General features: G+C 45.7%; 13 protein-coding genes, 2 tRNA genes and 3 rRNA genes. 10 read left to right on the top strand and 8 right to left on the bottom strand.

What is annotated here, in order from left to right; all coding sequences use genetic code 11:
• Positions 1-8: 8 nt before the first annotated feature.
• Positions 9-338: a DNA-directed RNA polymerase subunit omega gene (locus SCB77_RS12325; RefSeq protein WP_320182306.1), complete on the top strand. Its 330-nt coding sequence runs from the start codon at positions 9-11 to the stop codon at positions 336-338.
• 5 nt (positions 339-343) lie between these two features.
• On the top strand, positions 344-1570 hold the full coding sequence (gene coaBC / locus SCB77_RS12320) for a bifunctional phosphopantothenoylcysteine decarboxylase/phosphopantothenate--cysteine ligase CoaBC (protein ID WP_320182305.1): 1227 nt from the start codon (positions 344-346) through the stop codon (positions 1568-1570).
• Here the strand turns inward: coaBC and SCB77_RS12315 are convergent.
• A complete protein-coding gene (locus tag SCB77_RS12315; RefSeq protein WP_320182304.1) occupies positions 1542-2909 on the bottom strand; it encodes a methyltransferase RsmF C-terminal domain-like protein in 1368 nt (455 codons plus the stop codon). The two genes, coaBC and SCB77_RS12315, sit on opposite strands and share 29 nt — an antisense overlap.
• Positions 2910-2973: 64 nt before the next feature.
• On the opposite strand from SCB77_RS12315, the gene SCB77_RS12310 reads away from it, so the two are divergent.
• The gene (locus SCB77_RS12310) at positions 2974-3357 is read left to right on the top strand and encodes an SRPBCC domain-containing protein (protein ID WP_320182303.1); all 384 of its coding nucleotides are present in this window, start codon (positions 2974-2976) and stop codon (positions 3355-3357) included.
• Positions 3358-3445: 88 nt separating this feature from the next.
• On the opposite strand, the gene SCB77_RS12305 is transcribed toward SCB77_RS12310, so the two are convergent.
• Positions 3446-3631: a hypothetical protein gene (locus SCB77_RS12305; RefSeq protein ID WP_320182302.1), complete on the bottom strand. Its 186-nt coding sequence runs from the start codon at positions 3629-3631 to the stop codon at positions 3446-3448.
• Positions 3632-3896: 265 nt separating this feature from the next.
• Between SCB77_RS12305 and SCB77_RS12300 the strand changes: the two genes are divergently transcribed.
• Positions 3897-4130, top strand: a complete 234-nt coding sequence (locus tag SCB77_RS12300; RefSeq protein WP_320182301.1) for a hypothetical protein — start codon at positions 3897-3899, stop codon at positions 4128-4130.
• Positions 4131-4507: 377 nt separating this feature from the next.
• On the opposite strand, the gene rrf is transcribed toward SCB77_RS12300, so the two are convergent.
• The 5 genes from rrf to SCB77_RS12275 all read right to left on the bottom strand — a co-directional run bounded on the left by rrf (position 4508) and on the right by SCB77_RS12275 (position 9810).
• A 5S ribosomal RNA gene (gene rrf / locus SCB77_RS12295) occupies positions 4508-4619 on the bottom strand.
• 139 nt (positions 4620-4758) lie between these two features.
• A 23S ribosomal RNA gene (locus SCB77_RS12290) occupies positions 4759-7642 on the bottom strand.
• 214 nt (positions 7643-7856) lie between these two features.
• Positions 7857-7930 (bottom strand) — tRNA-Ala (locus tag SCB77_RS12285).
• Between the two features lie 93 nt (positions 7931-8023).
• Positions 8024-8097: transfer RNA gene (locus tag SCB77_RS12280), tRNA-Ile, on the bottom strand.
• 183 nt (positions 8098-8280) lie between these two features.
• A 16S ribosomal RNA gene (locus SCB77_RS12275) occupies positions 8281-9810 on the bottom strand.
• Together the 16S, 23S and 5S rRNA genes with 2 tRNA genes alongside form the textbook arrangement of a ribosomal RNA operon.
• Positions 9811-10502: 692 nt before the next feature.
• Here SCB77_RS12275 and SCB77_RS12270 point away from each other — a divergent pair.
• The 3 genes from SCB77_RS12270 (at position 10503) to SCB77_RS12260 (ending at position 13406) form a co-directional block, all read left to right on the top strand.
• The gene (locus SCB77_RS12270; protein ID WP_320182300.1) at positions 10503-10865 is read left to right on the top strand and encodes a BlaI/MecI/CopY family transcriptional regulator; all 363 of its coding nucleotides are present in this window, start codon (positions 10503-10505) and stop codon (positions 10863-10865) included.
• 3 nt (positions 10866-10868) lie between these two features.
• Positions 10869-12662, top strand: coding sequence for a M56 family metallopeptidase (locus SCB77_RS12265; protein WP_320182299.1), 1794 nt, complete (start codon positions 10869-10871; stop codon positions 12660-12662).
• 141 nt (positions 12663-12803) lie between these two features.
• A complete protein-coding gene (locus SCB77_RS12260) occupies positions 12804-13406 on the top strand; it encodes a trimeric intracellular cation channel family protein (protein WP_320182298.1) in 603 nt (200 codons plus the stop codon).
• Positions 13407-13436: 30 nt separating this feature from the next.
• On the opposite strand, the gene def is transcribed toward SCB77_RS12260, so the two are convergent.
• On the bottom strand, positions 13437-14024 hold the full coding sequence (def, locus tag SCB77_RS12255) for a peptide deformylase (protein WP_320182297.1): 588 nt from the start codon (positions 14022-14024) through the stop codon (positions 13437-13439).
• A gap of 235 nt (positions 14025-14259) precedes the next feature.
• Between def and SCB77_RS12250 the strand changes: the two genes are divergently transcribed.
• From SCB77_RS12250 to miaA, 3 genes are read left to right on the top strand one after another with little or no spacing between them, the layout of a single operon-like run.
• Positions 14260-14877, top strand: coding sequence for a hypothetical protein (locus SCB77_RS12250; protein ID WP_320182296.1), 618 nt, complete (start codon positions 14260-14262; stop codon positions 14875-14877).
• A gap of 59 nt (positions 14878-14936) precedes the next feature.
• Positions 14937-16109, top strand: coding sequence for a Gfo/Idh/MocA family protein (locus SCB77_RS12245; protein ID WP_320182295.1), 1173 nt, complete (start codon positions 14937-14939; stop codon positions 16107-16109).
• Positions 16106-17065 (top strand): tRNA (adenosine(37)-N6)-dimethylallyltransferase MiaA, encoded by a 960-nt coding sequence (gene miaA, locus SCB77_RS12240; RefSeq protein ID WP_320182294.1) that lies wholly within the window; start codon positions 16106-16108, stop codon positions 17063-17065. The genes SCB77_RS12245 and miaA overlap by 4 nt, the downstream gene beginning before the upstream one ends.
• The last annotated feature ends 13 nt before the right edge of the window (positions 17066-17078 follow it).

Here is a 17078-nt window from a genome sequence, read left to right as displayed (position 1 = left end):
ATTACACAATGAGTCAAAATAAAAACACTTCTATCCCAAGTTCAACAGTAACACGCGATTTGAGACAATTGGACAAAGGAACGGAAAACATCTATGAATCTATCGTTGTTATCGCTAAACGTGCTAATCAGATTGCCGTAGACGTCAAAGAAGAGTTAAACGGAAAGCTATCTGAATTTGCTAGCAACAATGACAACTTAGAAGAAGTTTTTGAAAACCGCGAGCAAATCGAGATTTCGAAGCATTACGAGCGTCTACCAAAGGCTTCCCTTGTAGCTGTTGACGAATTTTTGAATGATAAAGTTTACTTTAGAAATCCATCTAAAGAGCAAGAATAAGCTAGATGTCTTTGAAAGACAAAAATATTGTAATTGGTATATGCGGCGGTATAGCCGCATATAAAATTACATCTCTTGTAAGATTGCTTGTCAAAGAGGGCGCTCGAGTGCAGGTTATTATGACACCTGACGCCCACAACTTCGTCACCCCACTGACATTTGCCACGCTATCTAAAAATCCAGTCTATTCCGAGTATTTCGACCCGAAGAGCGGTGTCTGGCATAATCATGTCGATATTGCATTAAAGGCAGACCTGTTGCTCATAGCACCTGCAACGGCCAATACACTGAGCAAAATGGCGAATGCTGCCTGCGACAATTTGCTTTTAGCCACCTATCTATCTGCGAAATGCCCAGTAATGTTTGCTCCGGCGATGGATCTGGATATGTGGAAGCATCCCGCTACGCAAACAAATATTCAACGTCTTGAACAATTTGGCAATACCATGATAGCGCCCGGAACAGGCGAACTTGCAAGTGGTCTTGTGGGAGAGGGGCGTCTCGCAGAGCCGGATGACATGTATGCTGCTATCTATACTTTTTTTGAAAAACATCAATCTCTGAAAGGGAAAAAAGCCTTGGTTACTGCTGGACCAACGCACGAAGCAATCGATCCTGTTCGTTTTATCGGCAACCACTCCAGTGGAAAGATGGGCTTTGCCATTGCGGAATCGCTGACGTCCCTCGGCGCTGAGGTTACCTTGATTAGCGGTCCCACGCACCTGCCAACACCCGCATCGGTCAAGAGGATAGATGTAACCAGTGCAAAAGAGATGCTAAATGCCACTGATGGTTACTTTGATCAAGCAGACATTATTGTTATGAGTGCCGCCGTAGCTGACTATACGCCAGTAACAGTAGCCAATCAAAAGATCAAAAAAAAGGACGATACTTTTCAGATAGCTTTGCAGAAAACGACGGATATCCTAGCAACATTGGGAAAACGAAAAAAAGCACAGCAGACCTTGGTTGGATTCGCTTTGGAAACGAACGACGAAATCGAAAATGCGAAAGGGAAGCTTTCTCGTAAAAACTTGGACTTTATCGTATTAAACTCCATGCAGGATCAAGGAGCAGGTTTCGCCGGCGACACGAATAAAGTGACCGTATTAAGTAAGGACGGTACGCAAATAGCATTCGCGTTAAAGAGTAAGCGAGAGGTCGCCGACGATATCGTTCATCTTATCGTTGCGCATCAATCGCCTACAGATGTACAATCCGAGACTCCTTAGGATAATAGTTGTTAACTCTATTCGCCAATACCTTTACCCAGCCCAAATTAACTCCATAGTAACGCACCAAACACCATCCGTTGCCAACATCAACGAATATATCACGATCAAGGTTGTCTTTACGGAGAAACTCCTGAGCAACAGATAGCGGCACTTCCTGCGATTTAAGATCACTTTTGACGAAGACGCTCAATGCCAATTCGTGCGAGGGCAGCAATTCACGACCTATCCATTTACCGATGTTTGTGCCTGCATTACGAATGTATAGCACACGCTGCAACCACTTCAGATCCTCCTCATACCGCTTTGGGAAGATATGGACATCATCTCCGTGCATAAAGGCATAAAGCGCAGCATTAGGAAGCAGCCAATCTGCCAATGCCTGTTTTGGAACAGCACTCTTCTCTGGCTTTGCTTTCTTTCTACTAAAGGTCTCTTGTGCCTCCGTTTTCTTCATCACGCCCACAAAAAATCCTTCTCCCTGCAGCTGATGTGGATAAAATCGATATCCATGTGCGCTCATTTCCGAAGACTGGGTTGGCTGAATACCCCAACTGTCATCCAATGGCAGTTCTACACTACTAAAGCCATACTCATGCGCAATCCAGTCCAAAATATCCTCATTTTCCTCCGTCGAATAGGAACAAGTAGAATAAATTAGGTATCCCCCAGTAACCAACGTACTGATTGACTCGGCCAATATGCGCTTCTGTCGATCGCTACAGAGCTTAACATTCGCTAGCGACCACTCATCAATAGCATCAGGATCTTTCCTGAACATACCGGATCCCGAGCAAGGGGCATCCACTACCATCAGATCAAAATATCCGGGAAGACGCGAGAAAGACGAGGGATCATTATTGGTAACCACCACATTATGCATGCCCCAACGATTCATGTTATCCTCCAGAATCCCTACTCTGGTTTTAATAACTTCATTGCTTACCAAAAGGCTTTTATCCCCCAAATAAGCGTTTATCAACGTGGATTTTCCCCCTGGAGCGGCACACAAGTCAAGTGCTCTTATAGCAGCGTTCTCTAAGCCCAATGTGCGAATAATATGACCCAAAAACATGGATGAGGCCTCCTGCACGTAATAACATCCGGCATGATACAGCGGATCCAACGTAAATACCGGACGTTCACCAAGATAGTAGGCCTTTGAACACCAAGGTACTGGATCTAGCAATGCTATATCCAACAGCGCATGCTTTCTAGGGTTTAAGCGAATAGAAGTAATACGATCTCCTTTTTCATGTGTATCAACGAAAGCCTCATGATCAAAATCCTGTTCTTTACGTAATCTATCAATAAGTTCATTTGGGAGAAAGTTACTCATCACTTTATCGTTTTATTCTGTGTAAATTTACCACAATAAGGAAGGAATAACAAAACCCATCAACATGAAAGATTTCAAAAAATACTATATCGTTGCCGCAAGTCCTGAAGACATCTACAAAGCCTTAACAACAGAGATTACGATACGCCTATGGACAGGCGATATCGTTGAGATCGACCCAACTGAGGGAGGTGAATTTTCCATGTGGGATGGTGCGATCACAGGAAAGTTCATTAGTCTAGAGCCATACGCAAAGATTGTTCAACAATGGTATTTTGGAGAGCAAGAAGAAAACTCTATAGTGACCATTAAATTACATGAACATAAAAAAGGAAGCTCGTTTGAGGTAAACCATAGCAATATCCCTGACGAAGCTTTTGATGATATTGTAGATGGATGGAATAATACCTACATGGCATCCTTAATCGAGTTTTATGAGGAAGAATGATACCGAAAGGGTACGTCAACATACTGTAAAACTATTCAGCCTACGGAGTTCGATTTGCCTGCAATGGTAAAGCAAAGCGTAGCATCAGCTAAGGTTTCAACAATCTCAACATCCAATCGGTGAGTGTCAAAAGCCTATCCTCATCCATCAATACGTGGTCAACAGGCATCAAGGTCTCGTTACCAAACATCAGTGTTGCATCGTAGGAAATCAGTATCCCTTTGTAGAACATCACTGTTGCATCCCCAGAAATCAACAAACAGTGGTTGGACATCAAGGTCGATGCGTCACAGATCAGCTAGCGAATGCTACGTAGCATTCGCTAGCCGACAATGCAATTAACTATAAAAACACCTATCTTCATTAAACAAAAGGTTGTCACAAACATTTTGTAACATTCCTAAGAGATGCTGAAGAATGCCAACGGCACACAGCAGTCTGTTCCCCCGATCTTGAAGCCGGTCGTTGTCTATTTGATGCACAAATGAATAACTGAAGCCTATGTAGGTGTAATAGAGACATCCGTCAAACAAAACCTGATGTTGCGCAAGCAGATTCCGTCGTTCTCCGATACGGAAAAAACACGTGCGGAAGAGAACCGAACATCTTACAACAGGAAGAAAACAGGTGAAGAAGAGTTTCTGAAGCCCATCAAAGGAAAGTATCTGCTTGCCGATAAACGAATGCTACGTAGCATTCGCAGCTTGGAAAACGCCAAAAAGTGGATTGCAGGCTCCCTGAAGGCCGTTTTGCTAATCGAAAGTAGTACGTAGAGGGTAGTGCTTACAGCGTGTTTCGAGCTGGCAAGAAAAGAGAAGAGGTTGTCCAAAAAGTAACTACCTTTCGTGATTGCGAGGAGGAGGAACGACTGCGAAGCAATCTTAGAAAATAAAATGCAGATTGGTTTCCTACGGAGCTGCCTCCCTCGTTCGTCATACTTCCTCTCAATGACGCATGTTGTGATCAATTATCTTTTTAGACAGGAGCCTCGTTTAACATTATCCGTCAGTAGCCGACCTACTCTCCCATCCGCCAGCTGGCGGACAATATCTTGGTAGTGCGTAATGCGTATTGAGTAATGCGAATTAGGTGGCGTATAAAACACAAAAACAAAAGGCCCCTCCAGTTTCCTGAAGGGGCCTCGTTTAAAATTAGGCGCCGACCTACTCTCCCACCTGTTACGGCAATACCATCGGCTCTGGCGGGCTTGACTTCTCTGTTCGGAATGGGAAGAGGTAGACACCGCCGATATAGGCACCTGAATATCTTTGCAAAGTAAAAAGTCAAAATTCAAAACTAATAAACCTTACAGCCTTTTTTAATTTTTATCTTTTAATTTTTAATTGCATGATGACATGCATTGAAAGAAAGAAAAAGAAGGAAGACAACAACGTTCTACCGGCGTGGAAAGCTTCGGGCTATTAGTATCACTCGGCTTTGGTCTCTCAACCTTTACACCTATGACCTATCAACGTTGTCATCTACAACGACCCTATAAGGAAGTCTCATCTCGTGGCTAGTTTCGCACTTAGATGCTTTCAGCGCTTATCTATTCCGGACGTAGCTACCCTGCCGTACACCTGGCGGCATAACAGGTTCACCAGCGGTCCGTCCAACCCGGTCCTCTCGTACTAAGGTCAGATCCACTCAAACTTCCAGCGCCCACAACAGATAGGGACCGAACTGTCTCGCGACGTTCTGAACCCAGCTCGCGTGCCACTTTAATGGGCGAACAGCCCAACCCTTGGGACCTTCTCCAGCCCCAGGATGTGACGAGCCGACATCGAGGTGCCAAACCTCCCCGTCGATATGAGCTCTTGGGGGAGATCAGCCTGTTATCCCCAGCGTACCTTTTATCCTTTGAGCGATGGCCCTTCCATACAGAACCACCGGATCACTATGTCCGTCTTTCGACCCTGGTCGACTTGTTGGTCTCACAGTCAAGCAAGCTTATGCCATTGCACTCCACGTACGGTTACCAAGCGTACTGAGCTTACCTTTGAAAGCCTCCGTTACCTTTTTGGAGGCGACCACCCCAGTCAAACTACCCACCAAACAATGTCCTCGACATGATCGAGTTAGAAACCGAATACAGAAAGGGCGGTATTTCAAGGTTGATTCCACGGATCCTAGCGAACCCGCTTCAACATCTCCCGCCTATCCTACACATCCTGTACCCAATTTCAATGTTAAGCTATAGTGAAGGTGCATGGGGTCTTTCCGTCCCGTTGCGGGTAACCGGCGTCTTCACCGATACCACAATTTCACCGAGCTCATGGCTGAGACAGCGCCCAGATCGTTACACCATTCGTGCAGGTCGGAACTTACCCGACAAGGAATTTCGCTACCTTAGGACCGTTATAGTTACGGCCGCCGTTTACTGGGGCTTCGATTCAATGCTTCTCTTGCGATGACATCCCCTCTTAACCTTCCAGCACCGGGCAGGTGTCAGGCCTTATACTTCATCTTTCGATTTCGCAAAGCCATATGTTTTTGCTAAACAGTCGCCTGGGCCTTTTCACTGCGGCTGCTCTTGCGAGACAGCGCCCCTTCTCCCGAAGTTACAGGGCCATTTTGCCGAGTTCCTTAGCCATGATTCACTCGAGCACCTTAGGATTCTCTCCTCGACCACCTGTGTCGGTTTACGGTACGGGTTTTTATAACCTGAAGCTTAGCGGGTTTTCTTGGAAGTCTGATTACCTGCACTATCCACGCTCCCGAAGGTTTGCGGTACTATCATGTTTCAGCACAGTCTGCGGATTTGCCTACAGTCTGTATACCTACGCACTTTAACGAACTATTCCGTCAGTTCGCGGCAGTGTCACTACTCCGTCACCACATCGCAGTTATAAAAAGTACGGGAATATTAACCCGTTGTCCATCGGCTTGCTCCCTTCGGATGCGCCTTAGGCCCCGACTAACCCTGATCCGATTAGCGTTGATCAGGAAACCTTAGTCTTTCGGTGGGCGGGTTTCTCACCCGCCTTATCGTTACTTATGCCTACATTTGCTTTTCTATAAAGTCCACCATCAGTCACCTGACGGATTCACCCCTCATAGAATGCTCCCCTACCAGATGTAGCTTGTGCTACAAATCCATAGCTTCGGTAATACACTTGATGCCCGTTTATTATCCACGCCCGGCCGCTCGACTAGTGAGCTGTTACGCACTCTTTAAATGAATGGCTGCTTCCAAGCCAACATCCTAGCTGTCTGGGCAACCGGACCTCGTTAGTTCAACTTAGCGTATATTTGGGGACCTTAGCTGATGGTCTGGGTTCTTTCCCTCTCGGCCTTGGACCTTAGCACCCAAAGCCTCACTGCCGGCCATATCTATGTAGCATTCGGAGTTCGTCTGGATTTGGTAGGATTTGACTCCCCCGCACCCAATCGGTAGCTCTACCTCTACTAGACTCTATGCCGACGCTGTTCCTAAAAACATTTCGGGGAGTACGAGCTATTTCCCAGTTTGATTGGCCTTTCACCCCTACCCTCAGGTCATCCGGAAACTTTTCAACGTTTATCGGTTCGGTCCTCCATTACGTGTTACCGCAACTTCAACCTGCCCAAGGGTAGATCACAAGGTTTCGCGTCTACCTCACCTGACTATGCGCCCTATTCAGACTCGCTTTCGCTTCGGCTGCGTCCCTGAAGGACTTAACCTTGCCAGATAAGAGTAACTCGTAGGCTCATTATGCAAAAGGCACGCCGTCACAGAATAAATCCGCTCCGACCGCTTGTAAGCACACGGTTTCAGGTTCTTTTCACTCCCCTGTTCGGGGTTCTTTTCATCTTTCCCTCACGGTACTGGTCCACTATCGGTCTCTCAGGAGTATTTAGCCTTGCCAGATGGTGCTGGCAGATTCCCACAGGATTTCTCCGGTCCCGCGGTACTCAGGATACCACTAGCGTCGTTCCGCTTACGTGTACGGGGCTATCACCCATATTGCCCGGCTTCCCATCCGGTTCCACTTCGCTCGACGAATCACATCTCGTGGTCCTACAACCCCGCTATTGCCGTAACAATAGCGGTTTGGGCTCTTTCCCGTTCGCTCGCCACTACTTGGGAAATCATTATTATTTTCTCCTCCTACGCTTACTTAGATGTTTCAGTTCGGCGCGTTCGCGTATTATACAACATACCTTCAGTATGTTAGGTTGCCCCATTCGGAAATCCACGGATCAAGTCACATTTGCTGATCCCCGTGGCTTATCGCAGCTTATCACGTCCTTCATCGCCTCTGAGAGCCTAGACATCCCCCGTGTGCCCTTTGTTACTTTCTTCGCTCATATACCCCTTTTGCTAGGTATATGGCTGCCTTTGTCCTACTTGTATTCGTGCACTAATGCTCGAACACGTTCTGACCATTGTTGTCTTCTCTTGTGTTTTCTTTCTTTCAATATGTCAAAGAACGGATTCGAAGTAAAAATTAAAAAGTAAAAATTAAAAAAACTGTACAGCTTTTGACTTTTAAATTTTGACTTTTTACTTTGAAATGTGGAGAATAACGGATTCGAACCGTTGACCCCCTGCGTGCAAGGCAGGTGCTCTAGCCAGCTGAGCTAATTCCCCTTTTTTGTAGTGGGTAATGGGTAGTGCGTAGTGCGATTTCAATGTCGCCATAAAAATTCGCGGTACGCAATACGCTATACGCATTACTTTCCGTAGTCCCGAGCAGATTTGAACTGCTGACCCCTACATTATCAGTGTAGTGCTCTAACCAACTGAGCTACGGGACTAGCTTATCTTTCTCATCTTCTCTCGGTATCCACGTCCTCTCGGGGTGGGCACTTTCTTCTTTCTTAGATGTTAGTCGTTAGTACCTAGTACTTAGACAGGGTCTATATACTACATACTATCTACTAAATACTTTTCTTAACGATCATGATGTGGCGCAACGAGTGTCAATTAGGACACTCTAGAAAGGAGGTATTCCAGCCGCACCTTCCGGTACGGCTACCTTGTTACGACTTAGCCCCAATTATCGGTTTTGCCCTAACACGCTCCTTGCGGTTACATGCTTTAGGCACCCCCAACTTTCATGGCTTGACGGGCGGTGTGTACAAGGCCCGGGAACGTATTCACCGCGTCATTGCTGATACGCGATTACTAGCGAATCCAACTTCACGGGGTCGAGTTGCAGACCCCGATCCGAACTGTGAATGGCTTTTAGAGATTGGCATCACATTGCTGTGTAGCTGCCCGTTGTACCATCCATTGTAGCACGTGTGTAGCCCCGGACGTAAGGGCCATGATGACTTGACGTCGTCCCCGCCTTCCTCACCGTTTGCACGGGCAGTCTGTTTAGAGTCCCCACCATTACATGCTGGCAACTAAACATAGGGGTTGCGCTCGTTGCGGGACTTAACCCAACACCTCACGGCACGAGCTGACGACAGCCATGCAGCACCTAGTTTCCTGTCCCGAAGGACTGATCTATCTCTAGATCATTCAGTAACTTTCAAGCCCGGGTAAGGTTCCTCGCGTATCATCGAATTAAACCACATGCTCCTCCGCTTGTGCGGGCCCCCGTCAATTCCTTTGAGTTTCACCCTTGCGGGCGTACTCCCCAGGTGGATGACTTAACGCTTTCGCTTGGACGCTAACTGTATATCGCTAACATCGAGTCATCATCGTTTAGGGCGTGGACTACCAGGGTATCTAATCCTGTTCGATCCCCACGCTTTCGTGCATCAGCGTCAATCACCGCTTAGATAGCTGCCTTCGCAATCGGAGTTCTGAGACATATCTATGCATTTCACCGCTACTTGTCTCATTCCGCCATCTTCAACGGCATTCAAGTTCTTCAGTATCAAGAGCACTGCGACAGTTGAGCTGCCGTCTTTCACTCCTGACTTAAAAAACCGCCTACGCACCCTTTAAACCCAATAAATCCGGATAACGCTCGGATCCTCCGTATTACCGCGGCTGCTGGCACGGAGTTAGCCGATCCTTATTCTTCGAGTACGTTCAGCTATCCACACGTGGATAGGTTTATTCCTCGACAAAAGCAGTTTACAACCCATAGGGCAGTCGTCCTGCACGCGGCATGGCTGGTTCAGGCTTCCGCCCATTGACCAATATTCCTTACTGCTGCCTCCCGTAGGAGTCTGGTCCGTGTCTCAGTACCAGTGTGGGGGATTCTCCTCTCAGAGCCCCTAGACATCGTCGCCTTGGTGAGCCGTTACCCCACCAACTAGCTAATGTCACGCGAGCCCATCCATATCCTATAAATATTTAACTGTAACATGATGCCAAATCACAGTGTTATGCGGTCTTAATCCGGATTTCTCCGGGCTATCCCCCTGATATGGGTAGGTTGCTCACGCGTTACGCACCCGTGCGCCACTCTCACTATCTTCGAGCAAGCTCTCCGATAGATCCCGTCCGACTTGCATGTATTAGGCCTGCCGCTAGCGTTCATCCTGAGCCAGGATCAAACTCTCCATTGTAATAATGAATTGTTCGATACCAAGCTATTTACTAATAAATAACCGGAATCGTTTTTGTTGTATCTTACGATCCGTAATTGACAGGTTGATTTTTTGTTATTGTATAACTTTCATCTTCCGACTACTCGTTACGCTACATGATCATCTTTCTTAAAGAACTTTCTTCGCCGCCGCGTCGCGCTTTGGCTTTTTATATATCGTGGCATCGCTGCCCGAACTATCTTGTTTGTTTCCCTCCTTCTCGTTGGGACTGCAAAGGTAGAAGACTTTTTCGGTTTCACAAAATAAAGTTGAACTTTTTTTTTGAGGCCCTTTCGGGCTTTTTAACCGTGAAAACACCCTTCGTTAAAGGCTTTTTCCATCTTCTGTTTTTCGCTTTTCAATCGTCCCTCCCTTGCGGAGTGGTGCAAAGATAGAAACTTTGGCATATATCTTGCAAATTATTCCAGCTTATTTCTTTCAGACAGCACACAAGATGCTGGAATACTGCGCGATATTTTTGAGAAGAATATTCCTTTGCTATTTGAAAAAGCCTTAAAGGCCATTTTACACAAGCAACGAACAAACGTATATGGCCGTCGCAGCAGCGAACAAGCCTGGTCGCACAAACAATCTTAAAATAAAAATTAGAAAACATTTGGAATATACGAAAGACTTCGTACATTTGATCTACGAACAAATTCGTAGATCAAATGAAGCCGACAGATAGTGAAATGGAAATATTGCAAATCCTTTGGGAAAAAGGAGAGAGCAGCGTACGCAACGTGCACGAACAACTTGACAAAAAAGATATCGGTTACACGACAACACTTAAGCTTATGCAAATTATGTTTGACAAGGGCATGGTAAGTAGAGACAGCTCCTCAAAAACACATTTGTATAAAGCGCTTTTAAGCAAAGAACAAACGCAACATCAATTCTTGGATAAAATGATCGATGCTGTGTACAATGGATCTACGGCACGCTTGGTGATGCAAGCCTTAGGCAATCAGCGAGCAAGCAAAGAGGAGATTGATCTTATAAAAGAATACTTAAATACCCTTGAAAACTCATAAGCTATGAACGCTATCTTTCAAAACATCACACATGCGCTAGGGTGGAGCATCGTACACTCTTTATGGCAAGGCGTACTTATCTACTGCCTACTATGCCTAGTTTATGTTGCGCTTCCAAAATCAAGTGCCAAAAACAAATACATTATGGCCCTCTGCGCACAAGCTAGTATTTTCTTTTGCTTCGTTGCCACATTTGTACACTATTTGGATTTTTCGAGAAGCGCCTTGTCATCATCTCCAATAGATTTCACAACGGAGCAGCTCTTGGACATACAGGCATCAACGCATATCCTACATGCTTTAGAACCTATGTTCCCTTGGTTTGCCTCGCTCTATGTCATCGGACTACTTATACAAATGATCCTGTTCACAAACAGTTTCTCCAAGCTCCATTATCTAAAAACAAGGGGACTACAGGACGCACCCAGCCTGTGGCAGGAATCATTTCAGCGGATTAGCGCAACGCTGACACCAAGCAAGAAAGTTAGGTTTTTTCTTTCCGAAAAAGTATCCGTGCCCTTAACGCTAGGTCACGTAAAACCCATTATACTTTTTCCAATAGCACTGGTCACCCATCTTGACTTGAAACAAGTCGAATCAATTTTGATTCACGAGCTAGCACATATCAAGCGTAATGATTACCTATTTAACCTTTTCAAGGTTATCATGGAAACCGTACTGTTTTTCAATCCATTTATCTGGCTCTTGTCAAAACATATTGAAGCCGAACGCGAGCATGCCTGTGACGATATGGTTGTTAAATGGGTACCATCCCCAATAGCCTATGCACAAGCATTGATGTCGGTCGAGCTAAACAGTCATCACATTGCACCGGCCTATGCCATGGCCGCCACTGGAAAAAACCATCATTTACTACACCGAATAAAAAGAATAACCAAAATGGAAAAGAACTATATCAATGTTAAGCAACATCTCATTGCTTTGCTGCTTAGCTCCGTGGCCTTAGTTACCGTAGCTTGGATTGCACCACAAAACAAAGAACAACAGCCAGCGGAAAACCCTGCTATAATAAGCCTCGAACAAATGGAAGAACTCGAGCTCCTGCCTATGGGGGAAGCTGTAAGCGAAGAGCTAACGGCGCAGATTTGTGATACGACAGAAATAAACAGCATTACACTTGCTCCGCTCGACACCATCCAACCGTTACCAACATTAGCGCCCATCGATCCCATTGCACCGATAGCACTACAAAAAGAGGCTGATGTACTGCAGCAACGTATGCAAACGCCCGAGTGGAAAGAGCATATCGCGCAGGTAGAGGCCAATGCCAAACGTATCGAAGCGTATTACAATTCCCCAGCATGGAAGGAGCATATTGCTAAGATAGCCGCCAACAGCAAAAGGATAGAGGAATACTACAACTCGCCGGCATGGAAAGAGCAAATTGCCAAAATCGAAACCAATGCCAAACGTGTGGAGGAATTCTATAACTCGCCCAAATGGAAAGAGCATATTGCCAAGGTGGAGGAAAATGCCAAACGAGTAGAAGAGTACTACAACTCGCCAGAATGGAAAGAGCATATTGCTAAGATTGAAAACAACTCAAAACGCATCGAGGAATACTATAACTCTCCGGAATGGAAAGACAAGATTGCCAAAATAGAGGAGAACGCACGCAAAGTAGAGGAATACTACAATTCGCCAGAGTGGAAGGAAAAAATCAGTAAAATAGAAGAAAATGCCAAGCAACTTACAGAGTATTATAATTCGCCCGCTTGGAAAGAAAAATCGAAACAGCTAACGGCTCCACAAAACGACAATAAAAACGAAAAGTAAACCAGAAGGTACAATCGAATTTTCTGAAGTATACCAACAAGAGAAGGCACAGTCCTTCTCTTGTTGGTTTCTAAAGCATGAAGACTTTCCCTCAACCCAATATTTTTTTGCGTATTATTGTTTCAGTAGCACTATACGCCAATGAACATCATCTATTCCATTGATTTATTAGGCACCATGGTTTTTGCGATATCGGGAGCCATGGCAGCAAATCGCAAACATATCGACATCTTCGGAGCGGCATTCACCGGCTTCGTTACGGCGATAGGAGGTGGCTCATTACGAGATGTTTTCTTAAACCTACGTCCCGTGTGGGTAGACGATGACAATTATCTTATAGCCATACTCATAGGCGTAAGCATATCCATTTTGGCCAATAAACAACTGGACAAACTAGCACGAACACTTTCTTTTTTTGATGCGATCGGCATCGGTTTCTTCTGCATCGTTGGTGTACAGAAATCCTTGTCTTTCGACGCTTCAGCCATCGCTGCCATCATGTTGGGAATGTTTTCAGCAGTTATGGGGGGCGTCATTCGAGATACCTTAATGAACGAAACACCGCTCATCTTTCGAAAAGAAATCTATGCTACAGCCTGCTTGTTGGGAGCTATTCTGTATATCGTTCTCGGTCTAGTCGGTGTGAACAGCACGATAAATGCATTCTCATCGGCAGCCATCATATTCGTCATTCGGCTCATCGCCGTAAAGTTCAAACTATCCCTTCCGGTTATCGGCGGTTAGCCCTGTAAAGAAGAAAAGATAGCCGAGCGGCTATCTTTTCTTCTTTATTTGCGGGAATCTCATCTTATATCCCACACGAATCATCCCTTTGGAGATCGCGTCTAATTTTCCTTTCAGCATGGCTTTTTTCAGTGGGCCTAGCTTATCAACGAACAACTTCCCTTCAATATGGTCATACTCATGTTGAACGATACGCGCTGCCAATCCACTCAATTGTACCTCGTGCTCTTCAAAATTTTCATCTAGGTAGTTGATCAATACATTGGACGGTCTCATCACTTCTTCGTTGATATCGGGAATGCTGAGACAGCCCTCATTAAAGCCCCACTTTTCACCGGTTTCTTCCAAGATTATGGGATTGATCAATACTTTTTTAAAATCTTTCAAAGAAGGATCGCCTTCGCCATCCTCGTCATCCTCCGCAAAGGGAGAAGCGTCTATAACAAACAAGCGAATAGGTAAACCGACCTGCGGAGCTGCCAAACCAACACCTCGCGCCGCATACATCGTCTCAAACATATCAGCAATGGTTTCTTTAAGATTGGGGTAGTCTTCATCTATCTCCTCCGCCTTTTTCCTCAACACGGGATCGCCATATGCTACTATAGGTAATTTCATACTTTTCAATTTCTGTGCAAAGGTATCAATAATAATTTATACCCATTTAGATTCTGCTAACTTTGTAGGAAGAATGAACGCCCCAGACAAGGACAGAATAAATTGTTTTATAACAACTGTAGAAAAACTATTAGGAACGACTTTTACGAAGAAATTCGAGAAGAGTACTATAACCTTGCATGCTCCAGAATTGGATTTATCTGTAATCATTTATCTACCAGGTGTAGAAAAGCGTTTGCCTAATGCTCTGAATAGAACCATTCACATCGACTACGATCAGGTTGTCTCAGATGTCGACAAACTCTGCGCGAGACTTGCTTCACTGTATGGCAATGGACAGGTCGTATACGCTAGGAAAACGGTTGTTGCCCGTATCGACAAACGCGTAAGCATCAACTTTTTAGATGAACACCACCTCCAAATGGCGATCCCGGGAAAATATCGCTATGGTCTATTTCAGGACGGCGAACTGCTGTCGGTCGCTATCTTCAGCGGCGGAAGACGGATGCGCGACCAGCACGAAGGCTACCGCTCCTTTGAGCTGATCCGTTTTTGCCACAAATCAAACTTTCGGGTTGTCGGAGGGCTATCCAAACTGCTTAAATCCTTCATAAAAGATTTTCAGCCCAACGATATCATGACCTATGTGGATCGAGACTGGTCGCAAGATTCCAATCTTGCAACACTAGGCTTCAAAGAGGTTGGCGAGATCGCTCCGCAATGCTACCTTATCGTCAATGGATTACGTCAAATTTCGTCGACTACGAGTCCCGCCGACGCGCCTCTAAAGCATGCCGACGAGAGCTATTCCGTTTGCAATAGCGGAAGCACAAAGTTGGTTCTCCGATTATGAAAACCCACTTTCGATATGTATATTTAGCCTAGAAAAACATTAAAAACGAAGACAATCTTATGAAACGTAAATTACGTATGGGTATGGTTGGCGGGGGCAAGGACGCCTTTATTGGCGCGGTTCACCGTATTGCAGCCTTTATGGATGGAAAAATAGAACTGGTCTGCGGAGCTTTCAGCGTAGACCCCGAAGTTTCCAGACAATCGGGTGAAGACCTTTTTATTGCTCCTGATAGAGTTTACGCCAATTACGAGGAGATGATAAGCAAGGAAGCCGCACTTCCTGAGGGAGAGCGCATGGATTTCCTCACCATCGTTACGCCAAACTTTTTGCATTTCGGCCCAGCAAAGCTGGCTTTGGAAAATGGATTTGACGTCGTTGTTGAAAAACCAATGACCGTTACCTTGGATGAAGCAAAAGAATTGCAAGCAATTGTAGAGAGCACAGGACGTACGCTATGCTTGACGCATACCTATTCCGGCTACCCAATGGTGAAACAAGCCAAAGCGATGGTAAAAGACGGACACTTTGGCAAGATCCGTAAAATTGTGGTGGAATATCCGCAAGGATGGTTGAGCCGATTATCCGAGAGAGAAGGAAATGCGGGTGCTGCTTGGCGAGCCGATCCAAAGAAATCAGGCTTATCCTTGGTGATGGGCGATATAGGAACACATGCTGCGCACCTTGCTGAGTACGTCACCGGCCTTCGCATCACGGAGCTTTGTGCTGATTTAACAACATTCGTGGAAGGCCGTTTGCTGGATGATGACGGATCGGTATTATTACGCTTTGAAGATGGAGCGAAAGGTGTGTTAATGGCTTCGCAGATATCTGCCGGCGAAGAAAATGCAGTAAGGCTCCGTATTTACGGAGAAAAAGGTGGTTTAGAATGGGCCAATGAAGACCCAAACAACCTGATCATCAAAATGCTGGATCAGCCACGTCAGATCTACCGCACGGGAAATGCTTATGCTGCTCCCTACACGTTAAGTTCTTTCGCGACGCACAACACGCGCATCCCTGCCGGACATCCGGAAGGCCTGCTGGAATCCTTTGCAAACATCTACAGAAACTTCGCAGCTACTGCGAGCGCAAAAAGGGAAGGCAGAACACCTACACCAGAAGAACTGGATTTTCCCTCCGTACAGGATGGCGTTCGTGGAATGGCCTTTGTACAAAATGTAGTTGCCAGCAACGAGAGCAATGAAAAATGGACTAAATTTGTACTGTGATAAAACAGACAATCAACGATAACATGCAGGAGGGGGAAACAACCCCTCCTCATTTTTTATATACCCTTTTGGGACCGACAGCCTCTGGCAAAACAGCACTGGCCATAGCTTTTGCCAAGGAGATTGCCGGCGAGATCATCAGCATCGATTCTAGGCAAGTATATCGGGGTATGGATATTGGTACCGGAAAAGATCTTGACGCCTATGGGAACATCCCGTACCATCTCATTGACATCCGAGATCCGAAAGAGCGCTACGATATCGCACAGTTTCAAAGTGATTTCCACACGGCCTATCAAGACATCATTGCAAGAGGTAAAGCTCCGATCGCCGTCGGTGGAACGGGCATGTACATGCATTCGCTCATCGTGAAACAGCCTTATATACAGGTACCGGTTGACCAATCCTTTCGAGATCAGTTGGTCTCTTTGGACAAACCTACCTTGCAGGCGAAGTTAGCAACGTACGACATCCCAACCGATTTTAAAATAGATTACAGCTCCCACAAAAGAATAGTTCGCGCCTTGGAGATCTTGGAGGCGCTGAAGAGCGGATTCCTGCCAGCGAAAGAAGCCGTAATCTATAATCCGCTGGTTTTCGGCCTAGATCCTGCGCTTGACCTTCGCCGGCAACGCATCAGCGAGCGACTAAAAGCAAGGCTGAACGGAGGAATGATACAAGAAGTCGAACAGCTGTTGGCAGAAGGTGTAACACACGCCGAGCTACAATTCTATGGACTCGAATACAAATACAGTTCCATGTACCTTTTGGGAGACATGGATAGAGAGCGCTACTTTACGAAGCTCGAAACAGAGATACACCGGTATGCCAAAAGGCAGATGACCTTTTTTCGGAAAATGGAAAAGGATGGCGTCAAGATACACTGGCTAAATGAGGATTCCACAGAAGCAAAGCTGAAGGCAATGTTGGAAATTATTAAAGAGGAATCTCTCTAAAGTAACGACATAA

The organism is Sphingobacterium bambusae (genome assembly GCF_033955345.1).
GTDB classification, from domain to species: Bacteria; Bacteroidota; Bacteroidia; order Sphingobacteriales; family Sphingobacteriaceae; genus Sphingobacterium; species Sphingobacterium bambusae.
The sequence above is the reverse complement of the archived record's forward strand: the minus strand, read 5'-3'. Positions and strand labels throughout refer to the sequence as shown.